Origin of the sequence: Nostoc sp. C117 (assembly GCF_043099735.1) — a bacterium.
Lineage (GTDB): Bacteria > Cyanobacteriota > Cyanobacteriia > Cyanobacteriales > Nostocaceae > Nostoc.
On the sequence record NZ_CP170989.1, the window covers coordinates 136,041 to 155,426 of the forward strand.

A 19,386-nucleotide genomic window follows, 5' to 3' on the forward strand; every position below is an offset into this window, starting at 1 on the left:
TAAACCTTAGAATCGATTAAATGGATCTGTTCCTTCATCTAAATCCTTGTACTCAGATTCATTTTTAATATACTTCCATAAAGCTTTTCTCTCTGCTAAAGAAGGTCTCCTTGCAAAGTATGTATCACCACTATTATTAAACAAGGCTTCACGTCTGAATGCTAAATATTCTTCATATTGAGAGCTTTTATAGCCTGCTGAAGTTCTTTCCATATGTGTACCTTCATGAACTAAAGTTGATAAAGCCTCCTGTAATGAAGGGTTGTTTTGGTCAAATATGCTCACTGTTTTACTATTATGATCGATTAATCCATCATACCGACTGGGTGATGCATCAATCTCTATTGTGTAAGAGTTGATACCTATAACTTCAATAGCTCTTCTTGAAATAGGATTCTCTAGTGCAGCTTTCCCAAAAATTTCAAGAGTATATAATGGTTCACTACCACCAGAGAAATTCACCCTTCGTACAGCATATTGTACATCTGAAGGAGAACCTTCAAACAGTTGAATTTTTATATTATTTTTAGCTAAAATATTCGAGATTTGGTTAAATGGGTTTTCGCTGAAATCTTTACCTTCTTTAAAAAGGAAAGGAGATATGGAAGCAGCAATATCAAAAGCACCAGTTAATCCATGCCCAGCATTAATTTCCTCAATACCAGTCTTGATACCATTCACAGCAAACACTACACCCGCAGCAGGAAATGCAGTAAACAAAGGGCCTAAAATAGCACCTTGATAAGTACTTTGTAAAACTTCATCGAATGAGAGTTCATCTCTAGTACCCTCAATAATTTCAAGGTCTTGGTGAACCACACTAAAAGCTGCTCCAAACAAAGCCCCTGTTATTACTGTTTGACTAAGACTACTGAGGAAACTATTAATCGATTCAGCAGCAGAGAGTTCTCCCAAAGATTCATATCCAGAGGGGTCAGTAAAATTAACAGGATTAGCATTGGCATAGACATAAGCATTTTCACTAATCGGACTAGCCAAATGTCCAGCAAAAGCATCCTTTGAGATAAACCTGCCTAAATCCGAGTTATAATATCTAGCTCTGAGATAATCCAACCCAGTACTATCTCTCTGCTCACCCGCAAATTGATAAGCATTACCCGAACCCCCAGCATGAGCGATTAACCGCCCAAAAGCATCGTAGACATATCTATCTGTAACCTGACCAGTTCCATCAGTCAACAACCGAGTGGAACCCAAACCATCAGAATGATAGAATCTCTCATCACTGCCACTCTCAGACTTAATTAAACCCAAACCATAGAAATACTTCGTCAGAATTTGTCCATTGGCATCATACTCTTGCAGAACCTTAGAATAACCTCTAGGATCGACGAGATAATTCTTCCTTACGCCATCCGTAATACTTGCTACTCTATTACCGCTAGCATCATAGAAATATTTACTTTGAGAAGAATCACTAGCATTAGTTGTAGTTACCCCAATTAATCGATTTTCGCCATCATTAATCCATTGGTAAACAACAGAGTTAGTTCCATCATCAGAAGTTAACATGGAACCATTATTGTCATAGGTATATTGAGTGACCTTAGTTCCAGATGTCTCCGAAATCAGTCGATTATTCTTGTCATAAACATAGGTCGTTAATCCACTGCTGGGATCAGAATCATTACGCTTTAAGCGATTTCCCACCAGATCGTAATCATAGCCAATAGTTCGATTCCCCAGAGTTGGATCGGTAATAGACTCCAGCTTTAATTGATTGACTTCATCGTAAGTGTAGTTAACAGTTCTACCAGTATCCTCTATTACTTGAGTGCGATTGCCCACCCCATCAAGGGTATAAGCATAACTAGATAAAACCCTGCCGAAAGCGTCACGAGTTTCAATTGACTTGAGTCTATTACTCGCGTCATACTGCTGGGTTTGGGTTGTACCATCGGCTAAAGAAGTACTAATTAGATTCCCTACCGCATCATAGCCGTACTTCGCCAACTGCCCACCCGATGTAACCGTATCTAATCTATTCAGCCGATCGTAGGAATAATTAACCGTGCTAGCACTAGTTGTTAAAGTCTTGAGATTACCCAAAACATCATAAGTGTAACCAACCGTCTGACCATCGGGATTAGAAATCAAATTCACCCTGTCATAACTATCAAAACTGTATGTAGTAACTCCTCGACCATCAGTTACAGTTTTCACTTGAAAAGTAACGGGGTCATAAGTATAACTAACTGTAGCAACCAGAGGATTAGAGAATGACTTATTTGCTAGTCGTCCATACTGGTCATAAGCATAATTAATGACATCGCCATTAAAATCTTTAGTGTTGGCTACTTGTCCGAAATTGTTGAAAGTAGTGGCAGAGTCCTGTCCTAGAGGCGGATTTGTCGCAACTTGACGATTGAAAGCATCATATTGATATGTAGTTTTATTGTGATTAGCATCTTCAAACTGCGTTAGTCTACCTAAGTTGTCATAGGTGTAATTGGTGGTAGCTTGATTGGCTAATTTAACTGAAGTTAGCGCACCCAGATTATTATAAGAGTACTGGGTGATATGCTGATTGCCATCTTTTATCGCCGCAACTTGCCCGTACTGGTCATAAGTAGTTTCAGTGCGATCGCCATTAGCATTAATAACTGCGGTCTTACGATTGTATTGGTCGTATTCGTACCCAGTTGAATGGTTTAATGCATCAGTAACTTTAACGAGACTACCGCGACTGTTATAAGTAAACTGAGTTTGTTGATTGAGTGGATTAGTTATTGCCGCGACTTTGCCAAAAACGTCATAATCGTAGCTGGTGGTCTGTCCAAGCTGATTAGTTTCCGACTTGGTGCGTCCTAAAGCGTCATAGGTAACTTTGGATGTCGTGCCATCAAAGTAAGTAGTTACGCTCGGTCTGCCTTTATCATCAATACCAATCAGAGTTGTGCGATTTCTGGCATCTGTAACTGAAGTAACTTGTCCGTCGGCATTGTAAGTATAAGTGGTGTCATTTCCAGTACTGTTGCCGAAGAAATCTCTTTCTCGACTGACTCGACCTAAATTATCATAGGTGTATTCTGTACGAGTGCCAAAAATATCAATCTTAGCTTGAACGCGATCGGCTGCGGTGTATTCTATCTTCTCCCTCGGATTATCATCTGGATTATTAGGAGTGAGATCGGGCAAGATAGTATCAGTCAATCTGCCTAATTCGTCATAAACATAGCGAGTTTTCAGTTTTGTGGCTGATGTTTGGGAAATAACTCTTCCGGCAGCATCGTATTCAGTTAAAACTACAGGGTTATCATCTGGGTTATTAGGGGTATTGTCGGGCAGGATAACTTTAATCTGCTGCCCTTTGTCGTCATAAAAATACTGAGTCCGATTGCCTTTAATATCTGTAGTGGCAATCACATTGCCCTTAGCGTCATATTCGGTTGTAGTAACATTTCCTTGAGGATCTGTTATGGAAGTGGTACGTCCTTGGTTGTCGTAAGTGTAGCTGGTATTTAAAGTTTGGTTCTCTTGGGGGAAAACCATTGACAGAGTTTTGACTTTGCCATTGAGGTCATAAGTAGCAATAGCTTGGTTGCCACGACTATCGGTAAAGACTATGGGATTCCCGAAGTCATCATAAGTATATGTTGATACTTCATTGTCGGGTGCTGTTTGTTTGATTAATCTACCAAAACCGTCATAGCTAAAGGTTGTAGTTTGTCCGTCTGTGTTGGTTCTAGACAGCAAATTACCATGTTTGTCATAAGTTGATGAAACTGTTAACCCTCTAGGCGAGATGATATTAAGCGTTTCGCCATACTGGTTATATGTAATGTGGGTAACATTCCCGTCTTGATCCGTTATTGTTAAAGGATTTCCTTTATCGTCATAAGTATAAGTTGTGGAAACGCCATCTGCGTCTACTTTTTTGAGCAAATTATTGTCTTGGTCATAAGAGCGAGTGATGATGCCACCTAGTGCGTCAATCTCAGTGACTACATTCCCCCGCTCGTCATATTCATAAGTGGTAGGATGACCCAGCGCGTCAGTTATCGTTTCAGTGGAGTGACTGGGATCATAAGCTAACTGTACTGATGCACCTGCGGCATCAACCATCTTCTTCAAGCGTCCATCATCACCGTACTCGTTTCTGACACCAGTTTTGCCCAAGGGATCGATGATTTTGTCGAGGTAGTGCTTACGCTCTTGGTCATACTCCATGCGTGTGGTGTTGTTCTCTCGGTCAGTGACGGACACCAAATCGCCCTGAGCGTCATACTCGTACCGAATTTGCTTACCTGCCGGATCGGTAACAGTAGCAATTCTGCCCTGCGCGTCTCTGCCAAAGGTAATTTTCTGCCCAGTCGAGCTAGTTATATCCGCATCTGTATAGGTTAACGTGTTCCCATTAGTATCCGTGACAGTGAGCAGATCCCCCGTAGCCGCATCAATTTGATAAACGATCCCCTCTTTCGTTGTTAAAACATACACACCGCCATAATAAGTGTCAGCAGGATTATAACCACTGCCAGCTAGACCGTAGTACTGATTAGTACCAGCGCCATGAATAATGCGGGTGTTTTGCACCGTGAGGGTATCGGTTACGCCAGCATCACCCACAAACGAGGGACGATATATATTCGGGTCAGAATCAACACTACCAGCGCCCCTTAAATACTGAGAAAGTGGGTCTAACTGGGGCTTAAAAGTAAACCCTTCCCGTTTTCCGCCAGGCAAAGTAATGTATACTTTTGTACCATCTTTGAACGGATTTTGCCCCCCAAGTTCCGCAACTTCTCCACTGGGTTTGCCGACAGAAGTCCGCAAATCCGTGTCCCTAAACTCCATCCGCCAGCCGTAGCCGAAATCATCAGTAGTACTTGATGTTAGCGTGTCATACGTGCGTGTCAGTGTAATGGGGATACCAGTAACAGGAATCGACAAATCAGTAAACGACAGCCTAAAGTTACCGAGCTTCAATTCACCAGACACATTAACCGTATCTTCCACAAAGCTGACATTTCCGCCCTTATCATGAGCTTCCAGCCGCAAGGTATAGCTGTCATTTTCCAGCAGTGATGGATCGAACTTGCCCAGTACATCATTATTAACAGTGCTTGTGCCTCGGAAAATCTCTCTGAAATCGCTACTGCCAATAGGCGCAACCAGCAGGCGGTAGTAGTCCAGGTTATCATCGCTGACCGTGCCTTTAATATCAGCTGCCCCTGTAACTGTACCGTTAGCGATCGCACCCAAGTTCAGGCTGACATCAGGTGCGCTAACATCACTGGTATCAATTACTGCTACATCAAAAGTTGCTTGCCCCACATTACCAGCCACATCTGTAGCTATTGCTTTGGCAATAATGGTTCCGGCTTGGGTAGGCGTGAACCGTGCCATGCCATTGCTATCCAGCACTACCGCAGTACCGTTGATCAGCAATTGTAAGCCTGCCACCTTGATATTGTCAGTCGCTCGTGCCTGGAACGTTATCGACTCGCCAAGGTTAACTGAGTCGTAGTTGGCAATCAGCCTGACTTTTGGTGCCACACTGTCAGCAGCCACCGACAGATTATACTGTTGCTGGCCAGTACTGCCATTGCCGTCGTTGACTGTAATGACAACTGTGTGACTGCCAAGATTGCCAGCAGTCGGTGTCCAGCGCAGTCTGCCGAGAGTATCCAGCGTCATCCCTAAATTACGGGATGCCTGATCTAGGGTATAAGATAAGCGATCGCCATCTACATCGCTGGCGATTACATCATAACTGTAAGTACTGCCAGGGGTTGCTGTTAGCACAGGTGTAGAGCGAATCACCGGAGCATTATTAACTCGTGCAGTCAGTGTAAAGCCCTGTGCCGCGCCCAAACCAGCACCGTCCACCGCTCCCACAACTATCTTGTAGTTACCAACGACAGGGTTAGCCCAAGTAAGTAACCCAGTATTAGGGTCAATGGTCATACCAGTCACACCCGGAGGCACAGACAGGAGTTGATAAGTCAGGCGATCGCCAGCATCCGGGTCAGTAGCAACGACTTGATAACTGTAAGGACTACCAACTGCGGCTAAGTATACGGGAGTAGAGGTGATACTTGGGGCAGTGTTGATAGCGGTTGCACCAACCTCAACGGTGTAAGTTTGAGTGGTTACAGCACCTTGAGCGTCGCGTGCAAAGACTTCAACTTGTTGAGAACCAATTTGCGACGCTTGGGGTGTCCAGCGAATTACCCCATTGTCATCAATCGTCATCCCCGCAGGTTTACGACCTAAGCTGAAGGTAAGGGGGTCGTTTTCTGGATCGGTGGCAACAACAGTGTAGCTGTAAAGCTGATTTTGGGCGGCTCTGGTTATGGGATTGGAGACAATTGCAGAAGGCGTGTTGACTCCAGTAACATGAAGTGTAAATTCTTGAGCGACATCAAGACCATAAGCATCAGTAAGTCGCACTACAACCTTATGTTCACCAATTTGGTCTTTTTGTGGTTGCCAGCGCAATGCTCCAGATTGGGCATCAATGACCATACCTGCTGGTGCATTATCCAAACTCCACAGCAGCAAATCGCCATCGGAGTCAGTACCAGAAAGATTGTATTCGTAAGTGCGCTCTAAATTGGTAATCAGGTTAGGAGTGGAAGTGATACTTGGTGCATTGTTAGTGCGAATAGTGGAACTGACAACATCAATATTGAAAGCTTGAATGACGACTCCACCTCGACCATCACTAACTTTAATACTGACAGAGTTAGAACCAAGTTGCATTGCTGTCGGTTGCCATATAATTCGGCCCTGTGCGTCAATGGTCATACCCTGGGGAGCAGTTTCCAGAGTGATAGTTAGGGGGTCGAAATTGGGGTCGCTTGCAAGGATACGATATAAATAAGGTTGTCCTAAAGCAATGGTAGTGCGAGGTACAGAGGTAATGATTGGAGAATTATTAGATGGTGCATTGGCAAGCACTTGAATATGAAATGACTGAGTTGTTGTTCCTCCATGCCCATCATTAGCAGTAACGATAAACATTGGACTGCTTCCGATCTGATCTGCTTGAGGTGTCCAATTTACTAAACCGGTTATGGAGTCAATTACAGCGTTTGCAGGAGCAGTATTTAAACTATAAGAAATAGAATTATCTTGAGCATCTTGAGCTTGAAGCTGAAACTGGAAGGGTTGATTAACTACAGCTGGGCTTGTTGGAGCATTACTAATAAATATTGGAGGTGTATTAGCAGCTTTGAGACCCACTTTAAAAGATTGCAGATCAGATCCACCGTGGTTATCTTGAACTCGTAAGAGAATGTTGTAAACACCTGAATCCAGGTAAAGACTGTTATTAGCTTGAAGTTGAGCAAGAGTTGGATTCCATACAATTAAACCAGTATGGGTATCTACCGTCATACCGTCTGGTGCAATTAATAGGTCATAGGTTAAAGTATCTAAATCAGGATCGTCTGCTTTAGCCTTATAGCGCCAGACTTCTCCTACAGTGGCACTAGTTAATGAATTGATAGTTGTGAAGATTGGAGAATTGTTGACTGGATTAGTCTGTAATGGCTTATTTCCAAAATTTTTGTCGTCAGCAATCTCTCCTGTAGCAAGAGAAACAACATAGCTATAATCTTTAGTATCAATAATTTGACGCACTACCACATTATCAAGTACTGCTCCAAAAGAGTCGCCACCATAAGAGTAAAAACCAATTTCTGTGACTGTGGAGTTAGCAGTAAATTGCCACTGTTGAGGTTTATATTGCATATCTCTAGTAGAGCCACCTGCAATACCCACGAATGTGGCCGATTGTCCTCCTGCTAATACTGTCATATTTCTAGTTGTACCAGCTGAAAGAAATCCATGAGCAGACAGATCAAAAGTTACTAAATAATTTTGTCCTGGGATTGTGCTGATGAATTGTGTAATTCCTCCTGGACCTGGCGAACCATCAAGGTCAATACTTACCCGACCATCAGAAGCTTGCCAAAGTCCTATTGTACAGTAGTCAACACTGTATAATTTGACGTTCCAATAAGGAATTACTGTTGAACCTGCATAAACAGGCATCCATCCACTTATTTCAGGTCCCTGTTCAAAACTGCCATTTTGGAGTAAATTTGAACTAAAAACAGGAGTTGGTTCTGGGAAAGTGTATGTAAATCCATTTGGCAAAACTTCTCTAACAACATAAGTACCAGTACTCAAATTTGTAAATTTATACTCACCTTGCTCATTAGTACTTGTAGTAATCTCGTTATTATCAAATAATCCATTTTTATTTAGATCGAGATAAACTTGAACTCCAGACAATACTCTTTCGCCAGAATCTATAACACGGTCACTGTTTAAATCTTCCCAGATAGTACCTCTAATTTCGCTAGGACTGGTTCCTGTGCTGGTCTGTAAAACAAATTTTTGAATATCTACTCCACCACGACTATCCTGCACTTGTACTGTTAAATCTTGCTGACCAGCTACAGGTGTATTCCAGGTAATTTTTCCTGTGTTAGCATCAATTGTCATGCCACTGACAGGTTTTACTAAGGTATAAGTTAGTGAGTCATTATCGGGATCAATTGCTTTGACTTCATAGGTATAAATTTGAGAAGTATAGGCAGTAGTAATTGGATCGCTGATAATAATCGGAGCATGATTTCCAGCTTGTGCTTGTGTTTGCACTTTAAAGGTTTGCTGCGCCGTTCCACCTTTTGTATCTGCCACAGCTAGGGTCACATTATAAGTCCCTAACTGCAAACCAGTTGGAGTCCAACTCAGTACTCCAGTGTTCGCGTCTACTGTCATCCCCTGTGGCGCACTCAGTAGTGAAAAGCTCAATGAGTCATTATCGGCATCTTTGGCAAGTGCCTGATAAGTATAATTGGTATTAATCGCTGCATCGACCAGCGGGGTGGAAGTAAAAAGAGGTGGACGATTTGGTGGAGCATCAATTACCGACAAACTGTACTGTTGTTGTGCTACACCGCCGTGACCATCGCCGACTTCCACAAGAACTGAAGAATTGCCAATGTTACTAGTTACAGTATTCCAACTGATTAAACCAGTAGCTTGGTCAATGGTCATACCATCAGGCGCAACCAGTAGTTTATATGTGAGAGAATCACCATTCGGGTCTGTGGCATCAACATCATAGGTGTAATTATGACCGCCAATAACTTCTTTATTTGCTTGAGTTTGAATCACAGGTGCAGTATTTAACTGAGCCAGCACCGTTAGGTCATAAGTAAATTGCACCCCTTGAGGGTTGTAGAATACAAAAGTTCGCGTAGGAGTTAACTCATTTGGGTCAAACTTGGTATCGCCAACCAACTTACTGAAATCATAGTAAGGTATACCATCAGGTGTAAAACCATCAGGATTGCGAACTAACACCGTGGGGTCACTGAGATGATTGACAGCAACAATTAGGGGAGAATCTACGCTGTAAGAGCCGATGTTACGGAAAGCGATGTCTGCATACAGAAGGTGAGTATCTGCATTGAAGCTGGTGCGGTGATATTCAGTACTTATACTGCTCCCGACATCCGTCAACAAATTAAAATTAGGTGCTGTAGTCTGGCTTATTGGCTTGTCAAAATCTGTTTGTACAGGAGCCTGTGTGCCATCAGGTGCCTTCGTTAAAGCAAAATCCGTAATCCGCACACTAGTAGTAACATCGCCATCATCATTTACCAAGCGGAACACCAACTGGGCATTAGTACCTGGAGTAATACCAGTCAGATTCAAGGAAACAGTACCAGTTGCAGCATCATAACTCGTACCCACACCCAAAGCAGTAGACTCACCCTCAGTCCAGTTAAAGAAAGCATCGCGCCCACTTGCAACAGTGTGAACTAAAGAATTGCCATTAGCATCGACTAACGCCACATCAATTGCATCATTAATTGAATTGAGGGCAGTGGTGTCAAACTGAGGATTAATCTTGAAACTGAGATAAGAAGGTGTAGCTGGAATTGTTAGAGATAGAGAACGGGAGACTGCAAAATTGTTGTTTTCAGTAAAAGAAGTAGTAGGTGCAATAGTAAAATCTTGAATCGCCGTTAGCCCACTAGCATCTGTGACTTTCAAATGGATCTTACTGTTGATATTATCTAGGAAATTTTTTGGTGTACCACGTAAAGTTGCTGTCCCATCAAGGTTATCAACTAAAGTTAGCCAACTTGGAAGATTATCTGTAGTGAATCTTAAACTATCTCCGGCATCGGGGTCAGCAGCAATAATATTGTAAGTATAAAGACTGCCTGAGTCAGCAATGGAAATAGGTGTGCTGGTAAAGCTGGGAGCTTCATTAACATTCTTTACAGCGATCGCAAAAACTTGGGTTAAGCTTAAGCCACTAGCATCAGTACTGGTAACTGTAACAGAGTGCTGAGTACCACTTTCAAAATTGAGTAATTTACCATCAGCGACTTGCAATTGATTGCCAACAATGCGGAAACGCCCATTAGCATTATCTTCTAAAATATAAGTGTGGGTATCACCAGCGTCAGGGTCAGTACTAGTTAATTGACCAATGACTATTCCAGTAGAACTGTTTTCTGCAACTGTGTTGCCTGTTAAGTTGATTGCTGTAGGCGGACTGAAACGGTAGATGCTGGTGGAGAAAGTATTTTGATTACCAGCAATATCAGTTGAACGTGCAATCAAGGAATTATCCCCGATTGCTAACAAGACGTGGGCAAAGGTAAATTGTCCATTGTTGTCTGAAGTTGTTACCGCACCAGTTTGTTCTAAGACTACAGTAGAATTGGCTTCAGCAAGACCTGTTAAGGTTACGGTATCAAATTTCGTGTGTAAATCACCAACTACACCAGAGTCAGATACAGCATTGAGGTTAAAAATAGGTTCTGATGTAGTGCTGTCAAAAGTGAACGAAAAGTCAAAAATATTAGATGTGTTGTGAAATTCGTCCACTGCTTGCAAATGCATTGTGTGGAAACCATCAGGTAACGTACCACCGTAAATAGTTTCTAAGGCAGTCTTTTCAAAAGTAAAGCTGCCATCAGCGTTGCGAAAAGCAGTGACATTGGTGAAATTACCTGCAAGTGTATTATCAAAACCAGCTTTGAACTCAACTACACGGCTAGCATCGATGACAGTTCCAGTAATTGTGGGGTTAAAGGTAATGCGATCGCTATTAGTTTGTCCATTAGGAGCAGTATCATGTAGTAAAGAAGCACTAATCACAGGTGCAGTTTGATCGATAACGACTGTGACATGATATGGAGTAGTTTTAATATTACCTGCCGTATCAGTAGCGGTAATAGTTAGTGTATGCGCTCCATTAGCAAGTCCAGTCAAGTCTAAAGATTGGTCAAATGCTCCTGTAGCATTAAATGGTACTGTAACTGACGCTAAGTTATCAAAGTGATAACTGAGTGCAGTTACAGCCGAGCCAGTACCATCAACACTACCAGTTAATTTAGCTCCTGGTGTCAAAGGTGCGGTATCAACAGGGGTATTGAGCTTGATTTGAGGTAATGCGCTGTCGATAGTGATATTGAGTGCAGCACTGAGATTGCTGACATTACCAGCAATGTCATTGGCTTTTGCAGTTAAATTATAAACTCCGTCTGTTAAAGGACTAGTAACAATTTGCCATACACCTGCATTATTGGCTGTTGCTTGACCAATAGTTTGCCCATTATTGAAAAGTTGAACAACTGCCCCGATTTCAGCATTACCTGTAATATGCGGTGTAGTTTTATTAGTGATGTTGTCAGTATTACTAGTGCCACTATCGTCAGTAGCCAAGAGGTCTAAATTACTTGGAGAAGGGGTAATAGTATCAAGAGTGAATTGAATATCAAAGGTGTTGGAAAGATTTCCGTATAAATCTTTAGCTTGTAAATGCAAAGTGTAAGTGCCATCACTCAGCGTACCACCCTTGATAGTTTCCAGTTGAGAACGGGTAAAGCTAAAGCTGCCATCACTATTGCGCCCTTGCATCACATTTGTGAAGTTGGCAGATGGCGTACTATTAAAGCCAGCACGAAACTCAACTATGGGATTGTTGTCAGTAACTGTTCCAGTAATTGTGGGATCAAAAGTAATAAAATCTTGATTACTTTGTCCAAAAGGTGCAGTATCACGAACTAAGGTGGCAGCGATTACAGGTGGTGTAATATCTGGCATCAAATCAGCAACGGCAATTACAGTGGCTTTGCCATTGAAGATGATATTTCCTTTGGCACTAATCGAACCATACAAGGTGGAAATGCCATTAAAAGTAAAGTTTTTAACACTCAAAAACAATCCCCGAGTGTCAGATGCGCCGTTATAAATAATATCACCTTGGGAAAAGACCTTGAGGCTATCGGTGGTATTTGTACTAGCTGTAGCACCATTGAAGATGATATTACCACTACTACTAGCGTTGGCAAACATTGAGTTACCAGCAAATCTCGCCCCACCGTTCATGTTTATTGAGCCACTAGCAAATACAGACAAATCACGGGAGAGTATATTTGCGAGATTAATATTGCCATTATTAGTAACTAAAGCAACATTACTAAAATTACAATTGCTGCCGTTCAAGTTGATATCTCCCTGCTCAACAGTAATTACATAATTACTTAAGTTGACATTAGCGGGAATATTTAACCCTCCTCCAATAACTCTAACAACAGTAGGATTATTTACTGTACCAGGAGGGGGAAACTTTTTCGACCAATCGCTACTAGTATTGAGTGGGTTTTGAGAAATATTAAAAGTAACAGTTGGTGTGCCAGTGGGAATTCGGCGATTAAGTTCGAGTTGTTTAATATCTGTATAAGCGGGTACAAATACTGTTTGCTGTGCGACTACAGGGGGTGGAACTAAGCCAGAATATTTATTACCAGAACCATTAGCAATACTTGTAGTGTAACCGGCGGCAACTGCTACAGCTTTATCTACCAATACAAGTTTGCCATAGCTGTCTTTTATCGGATTACCTGCGGTATCTCTTTGAACGGGCAATTGAAGATTGCCATTCATGACAAATCCCTTGGTAGCATAAATTCGGGCATCATCACTCAAATCCAATGGATTGCCATCAAAATCGCCATCACCATTAATGCTAATAGTGCCTTCTGTGCGAATCGCAAAATTGGGGATAGAAGGCTGATTGTTTGCAGCACCTGGAATGGAGTTTGTTTGCGCTGAATTAGAAGATGATGTTATCAGTAAATTTTGTTGGGAATTATTTATATTTAACGATGCTCCAACAGCAGTGAGTGATTGTTGGTCACTAGTACCGATTAATAAGCTATTTGTAGTGTTACCTGTGAGTGAGTCCTTTGCTGTGCTATTGTTAGAGCTTTTACTATTATTAGTGCTGAGTAAGAGATTATTTGTGAAATTCTGTGTTTGGTTAGATGATTGTTGAAGAACAATATTAGTATCTAAGGTAGAGTTAGTAGTACTTTGTTGTAACTGTTGGTTTTTATTATTGTCTGTAGAAGCTTGAGCTTTTTCTAAGCGTTCTAACTCGGAAGCTATGGGGTCAGAAGTATTGGAATTATTTAGTGCTTTTTGGAGATTGATTAATGCAGAATTGTCATCTAATGTGGCTCCCAAAGTTGCACTCTCAAGTAAGGATAGAGGTAAAATCCCACCATTACTGCTAGAGCCATTATTGACCAAGTTATCAGTACTGCCCATAACTAACCTCTGACCAATAGTAAATTATTTCTAATTCTGAATAAAATTATGTTGAGATACTTAAGAACTGAAGTTTAACTAGAAATTAAACCTCAGTGTTAGAACTTTAGCAAATTAGCGATTTATCGAACAGAATTCAGGGTCATTTCCAATTCGCTTTTTTCCATTCGCACTCTTGCTATGACCTGTTCCGAAAGGGAGTGCGTCTCGTAGAGAAGAGAGCAATTACGTAAAAGTAACTGCGATTTAACCCCGACATAAAACCTGCTGCCTGTCTTGCTAAGGACTTAAACTGAACATACTTTGTTAAATAAAAAATTCCTCTAGCTTTAAAAATTAAGCTACGGCACTAGCATTATTTGTAAATATATCTGGAATATAAGTATTAGAAGGACTTTGATTCAGAAATTTTGTCTTAATTATTTCTTGATAACTTGACAAATCGGCTTGCCAATTATCAATAATTTGATGCAAAGTCCTGAGACGTTTTGGTGCAGTTTCACTCTTAACTTCATAGCTAAAACTGCCATTAAACAACACAATAGGAGTGCTAGTTTCGTCTGGATTCCGTAACGCTGCTTCATTGATGGTAAGATAGAATGGGCAGCGCTCCATTGTATAAACTAAGTTTAGTGTCGCTCGTACAGGTGCAGTCCCAACTTCTTGCCAAGTGCCAGGAGATAGTAGCATTTCAGCCATATACTGACGGGCTGCATCTTGCTGTTGGTCAAAACTTATGTAGCTTCTGGGATTAAGACCTACAGCTTCGTACTCTACGTTGGGTAGTGCTTGGACATATTTTTTAGCAATGTCTGCAACTATGATTTCTGCTACTGCTTTACCTTCAATAGCTTCTATAAATATGACTCGCGTCGGTTCAGCTACTATAAGAATACCGTTAGTGAAGGCAATTTGAGAAACCTGAGGGGTAGATATTGGTTGACGAGCTAATTCCCATTCTGCCGGAACTATACCACTATATTTAAGAAAATCTGGAATTATGAGCGTGGGGTTATGATTTTTTGCAGCAATAATAATTCCCAACTCTTGGGTGATTAAGCTTTGGCTCATGATGCTTTCCTAATAACTGTTAATTTAAATCCGAAGGTTTTTGCGCCAATTGATTGTGACGTAGATGTTAAAACTATTAACGCATAATCTCTTATTGGATACTGAACACATTTATTTACGGTCACTTGTAACTTTATACTCTTGTTATTCAGATTTACACCAGCGAATTTATGCTTAAAATTGTTTCAATGCTTGTTTAAGTACTAACTATATTAAATGTATGCTTTTCATAAAGCATCTGATATATCTGGACAATTCATTCCCAATTTATTTTTTATCTAAAAGTAGAGAAATCCTTGCAAAATAGCTACTTTATGAGATTGGGGCTTAACAATCAAATATAAATTTATCTTCTATATTTTAAATTTAGTGACTACAGCAGAGTTCGACCATTATCCACTATTCGAGCCAGATCTAGTTACAGAACAGAACTTTTGTCTTATTAAAGGTTTTTGTAAGTATCTCTAAGTATTTTACAGCCATCCTTTGGTTCGATATACGTATACTTATCATTGTCATATTTAGAACGTATAATACATGATGCGAGAGAGAAATTATTTAAGGAAGTTGTTCAGTTTAATTCCCTGGACTTTTGTTGGCCAGTACAAATTGAATGCCTAGCTTTGCGTTAGCGGAGCGGGGCGTTAGCAAGAGTGCGAATTGCGAATTGTTTTAATTCTCCTATCTTGGCTATGACTTGCATCCTATGGCTCACCTAAGAATTGGCAACCAGATAATTACCCAATCAGAAATTGTGCATCTACTGGCTGGTTTCCAAATGCTGCCGCAATTGTGTCGTTTATTGGTGATTGAAAGAGCGATCTCCCTAACAGAACTCACTCCATCAGAAAGAGAGTGTGTTATTGAGCAATTCTACCAAAACAATCAACTGACAACACCACAAGCTATGGCAAAAGCCTTAGAACATTACAGCATGAGCCTTGAGCAACTAGAAGCTGTTGCCATGCGAGAACTGAAGATTGAGAAATTAAAGCAAGCAACTTGGGGTACAAAGCTAGAATCTTATTTTTTGCAATGTAAGCCTCAGCTAGACAAAGTAATTTATTCCCTAATTCGCACATCTGATGCCGAAGTTGCCCAAGAACTGTATTTCCGCATCAAAGCCGGGGAACAAACATTTGCCGACTGTGCCTCGATATATTCACAAGGGGCAGAAGCTCAAACAGGAGGAATGTTAGGCCCTGTTCCCATAAGTCAACCGCATCCAGCAATAGCACAAAAACTGACCATTTCACAACCAGGACAGTTATGGCCGCCGATGAAATTGGATGAGTGGTTTGTGATTGTGCGATTAGAAAAACTAATTCCGGCTCAATTAGATGATGCCATGCGCTCCACACTTCTGAATCATTTATTTGAGACTTGGTTAGCCGAAGAAATCAGTAAAGCGCAATTGACCATACTTGAAGAAGAGGAAGGGAGGGAGGGGGGGAGGGAGGGAGTGACGGAGGGAAGGAGAGAGGGAGGGAGGGAAAAATTGGGCGTTGTATAAATGCGGGATGAATTAGCGGTTGAAACCATTGAAAACTTCTGACAAATTGAGCGAAATTATCCCATGATTCAGCAACGCCAAAAATTGAAAAATTGCACATTTCCACACTCCCCCACTCCCTCACTCCTCCCTTGGTAACAAGATGATAGAAAGCACTACCACGATTCAAGAATTTCTTGCCAGCATCTACCCATTTAATCAGCTTTCTATAACCAGTGTTGAGATCCTTGCAGCAAAACTTGAACCTTTGCGTTACCGTATGGGGCAAGCAATTTTGGTTAGAGAAACCCTCCCAGCTAGAGTAGCCATTCTTTATCAAGGGCAAGCCCGTTTATTGGGATATGCCCCTGGTGCTTCTGCCCCTGATACCCTGCAACTACTAAAACCAGGAGAAATCATCGGTTGGACAAGCTTGCTGCGTGGTGTACCGTGTGAAACAGCGATCGCGTCAGTTGAAACTCTTTGCCTAACCCTCAAAGCCTCGGATTTCTTAAGTCTACTAGAACTCGAACCTATTATTGCCAACGCCTTTGGTAACTATTGCAGCTTAGTTGAAGTTTTTGACCTGTTGGGTGCAGAATTAGAACGCCGGGGCAAAATTCCCGATAATCTTAAAGAACTTGTGATTGCGACTGTAAAACAAGCCACAATCCTGAACTTGCCCCCAGGCAAAACATCGCTTCAGCAATTAGACCCTAACCTACTGTGGTTAGTTAGCAGTAAAGGGTCGAACTATGATATTGGCGATCGCCTAAATCCTGGCTCAGATCGAGCTAACATTACTGGAGAAGTTCGTTTAGTTGGTTTTACCGATCCGACATTCCCGATGCCTGAATCTGACATTAACATCGCCTCATTGTCAGATACTGGAATTTGGGCAAACGCTCCATTCGCTCCAGAGCGCCCAGAAGAACCAGAAGAAGTGGAGTCAGGGCAAGGAATTAAATACCCGCATATATCGGGTCGTGGCCCTGTAGATGGTACTCTTGCCTGTTTCCAAATGCTAGCGCAACACAACAGAATGCCCTTTCGTCGTGATGTTTTGCGCCGTGCCCTAGTCAGCAATTTTCAACGCACAGGCAGTACTTCTATTCAATTATGTGGTGCTTTGGCAGAATTAATGGGGTTGACATCTCAACTGGTGAATGTTCCTGCTGTCGCAATCTCTAAACTACCCACACCAGTTTTGATTCCCTGGCAAGATAGCTATGCAATTCTTTACAAAGCCACGGACAAGGAATTAGTTCTTGCCATCCCAGAACAAGGAATTGTCCGTAAAAAGCCAGCCGATTTTGTGGAAACTTGGGGGGAGGAGGGACAAGTACTTCTGTTGCAACCCACCAAAGAAACTCCTCAAAAGCGATTTGGTTTAAGTTGGTTTTTACCTGCTATTAAAAAACATCGTACTGTTTTAATTGAAGTATTTATCGCTTCTTTATTCGTTCAACTATTGGGGCTAGCAAATCCCTTAATTACTCAAGTAATTATTGATAAAGTTATTATTCAAAACGGGATTAATACTCTCAACATTCTGGGCTTTCTGCTCATAGCGATGGCTATAGTAGAGGGCATTATTACTTGGCTACGTACCAACTTGTTTGTAGATACCACCAACCGGATCGATTTAAGTTTGGGATCGGAAGTAATCGACCACCTATTACGGTTACCACTACGTTATTTTGAGAAGCGCCCTGTTGGGGAAATATCCAGCCGGATCAACGAATTAGAAAATATTCGCTCTTTCCTCACTGGTACTGCCCTGACTGTTGTTCTAGATGCTATTTTCTCTGTTATTTATATTGTAGTAATGATTTTTTATAGCTGGCTGCTAACCATCGTAGCACTGGCAACAGTACCGCTATTTGCTTTATTAACCTTTATATTTGCACCTATTATTCGTAGCCAAACTAGAACTAAAGCCGAACGCAATGCCGAAACTCAATCGTATTTAGTTGAAGTGGTTTCTGGGATTCAAACTGTCAAAGCCCAAAATATTGAACTGAATTCTCGCTGGCAATGGCAATCTCGCTATGGAAAATATATCAGCGCTAGTTTTGAAAATGTTCTGACAAGCAATACTGCTAGTTCCCTTTCCAACTTCCTCAATAAACTATCAAGCTTACTCTTATTATGGGTAGGTGCATATTTAGTCTTGCAGCAAAAACTAACTTTGGGACAGTTAATTGCTTTCCGTATTATCGCAGGTTATGTGACAAGTCCTTTGTTAAGGTTAATTCAACTGTGGCAGAACTTCCAAGAAACTGCTTTATCTCTAGAACGCCTTGCCGATATTCTCGATACTCCCCAAGAAACAGAAATTGCTGGACGTAATAACATCCCCATGCCTGCTATTGTTGGTGCTGTTCAATATGAAAGTGTTACTTTCAGCTTCGCCAAAAGTCCTAACCCCCAACTTAACAACGTTCATCTTGATATCGAAGCTGGTATGTTTGTTGGAGTTGTGGGTCAAAGTGGTGCTGGTAAAAGTACATTAACCAAACTTTTGCCCCGCCTCTACGAACTAGACTCCGGTCGCATCAAAATTGATGGCTATGACATTAATAAGGTAGAACTCTACTCCCTGCGTCAACAAATCGGCATGGTGTTACAAGACACTCTGTTATTCGATACCACGGTACAAGAAAACATTGCTCTAACAATGCCTGATGCCACACCAGAAGAGATTGTGGAGGCTGCTAAGATTGCTTGCGCTCATGACTTTATCATGAATTTGCCATCAGGTTATGAAACTCGTGTTGGAGAGAGGGGTTCAGCTTTATCAGGGGGACAAAGACAACGAATTGCGATTGCTCGGACTGTACTACAAAACCCACCACTGTTGATTCTGGATGAAGCTACCAGCGCACTTGACTATGCCACTGAACGCCAAGTTTGCTTGAATTTAGCCCAAGTATTTAAGGGAAGGACAGTATTTTTCATTACCCACAGGCTAGGAACCATTCAAAATGCCGATGTGATTTTGATGATGAATCAAGGACGAATTGCAGAACAGGGAACTCATGCAGAACTCATGGATTTAACAGGGCTTTATTACTGTCTGTACCAACAACAGGAGGCTCAAGTTTAAACGGATAAGTAGAAAGATATATTTTACGAACTAACAATAGCTAAAACTGATCGCTAACTACTATTTATAAAAAGCTAATCGCTAACAGCTAAAT

4 protein-coding genes are annotated in these 19,386 nt (G+C 41.5%); 2 read left to right on the plus strand and 2 right to left on the minus strand.

Features of this window, described 5'->3' with window-relative positions:
* Nucleotides 1–6: 6 nt before the first annotated feature.
* Together ACFG4S_RS00700 and ACFG4S_RS00705 are read right to left on the minus strand one after the other, a co-directional pair.
* A complete protein-coding gene (locus ACFG4S_RS00700) occupies nt 7–13,620 on the minus strand; it encodes a choice-of-anchor C family protein (protein WP_392530139.1) in 13,614 nt (4,537 codons plus the stop codon).
* Nucleotides 13,621–13,956: 336 nt separating this feature from the next.
* On the minus strand, nt 13,957–14,691 hold the full coding sequence (locus ACFG4S_RS00705) for a hypothetical protein (protein WP_392529931.1): 735 nt from the start codon (nt 14,689–14,691) through the stop codon (nt 13,957–13,959).
* A gap of 706 nt (nt 14,692–15,397) precedes the next feature.
* On the opposite strand from ACFG4S_RS00705, the gene ACFG4S_RS00710 reads away from it, so the two are divergent.
* Together ACFG4S_RS00710 and ACFG4S_RS00715 are read left to right on the plus strand one after the other, a co-directional pair.
* Nucleotides 15,398–16,204, plus strand: coding sequence for a peptidylprolyl isomerase (locus tag ACFG4S_RS00710; protein ID WP_392529932.1), 807 nt, complete (start codon nt 15,398–15,400; stop codon nt 16,202–16,204).
* Nucleotides 16,205–16,346: 142 nt separating this feature from the next.
* Nucleotides 16,347–19,292: a peptidase domain-containing ABC transporter gene (locus tag ACFG4S_RS00715; RefSeq protein ID WP_392529933.1), complete on the plus strand. Its 2,946-nt coding sequence runs from the start codon at nt 16,347–16,349 to the stop codon at nt 19,290–19,292.
* The last annotated feature ends 94 nt before the right edge of the window (nt 19,293–19,386 follow it).

Coding starts and splice junctions, on each gene's coding strand:
- ACFG4S_RS00700 (WP_392530139.1), bottom strand. CDS start 13,620: ATGGGCAGTACTGATAACTTGGTCAATAATGGCTCTAGCAGTAATGGT.
- ACFG4S_RS00705 (WP_392529931.1), bottom strand. CDS start 14,691: ATGAGCCAAAGCTTAATCACCCAAGAGTTGGGAATTATTATTGCTGCA.
- ACFG4S_RS00710 (WP_392529932.1), top strand. CDS start 15,398: ATGGCTCACCTAAGAATTGGCAACCAGATAATTACCCAATCAGAAATT.
- ACFG4S_RS00715 (WP_392529933.1), top strand. CDS start 16,347: ATGATAGAAAGCACTACCACGATTCAAGAATTTCTTGCCAGCATCTAC.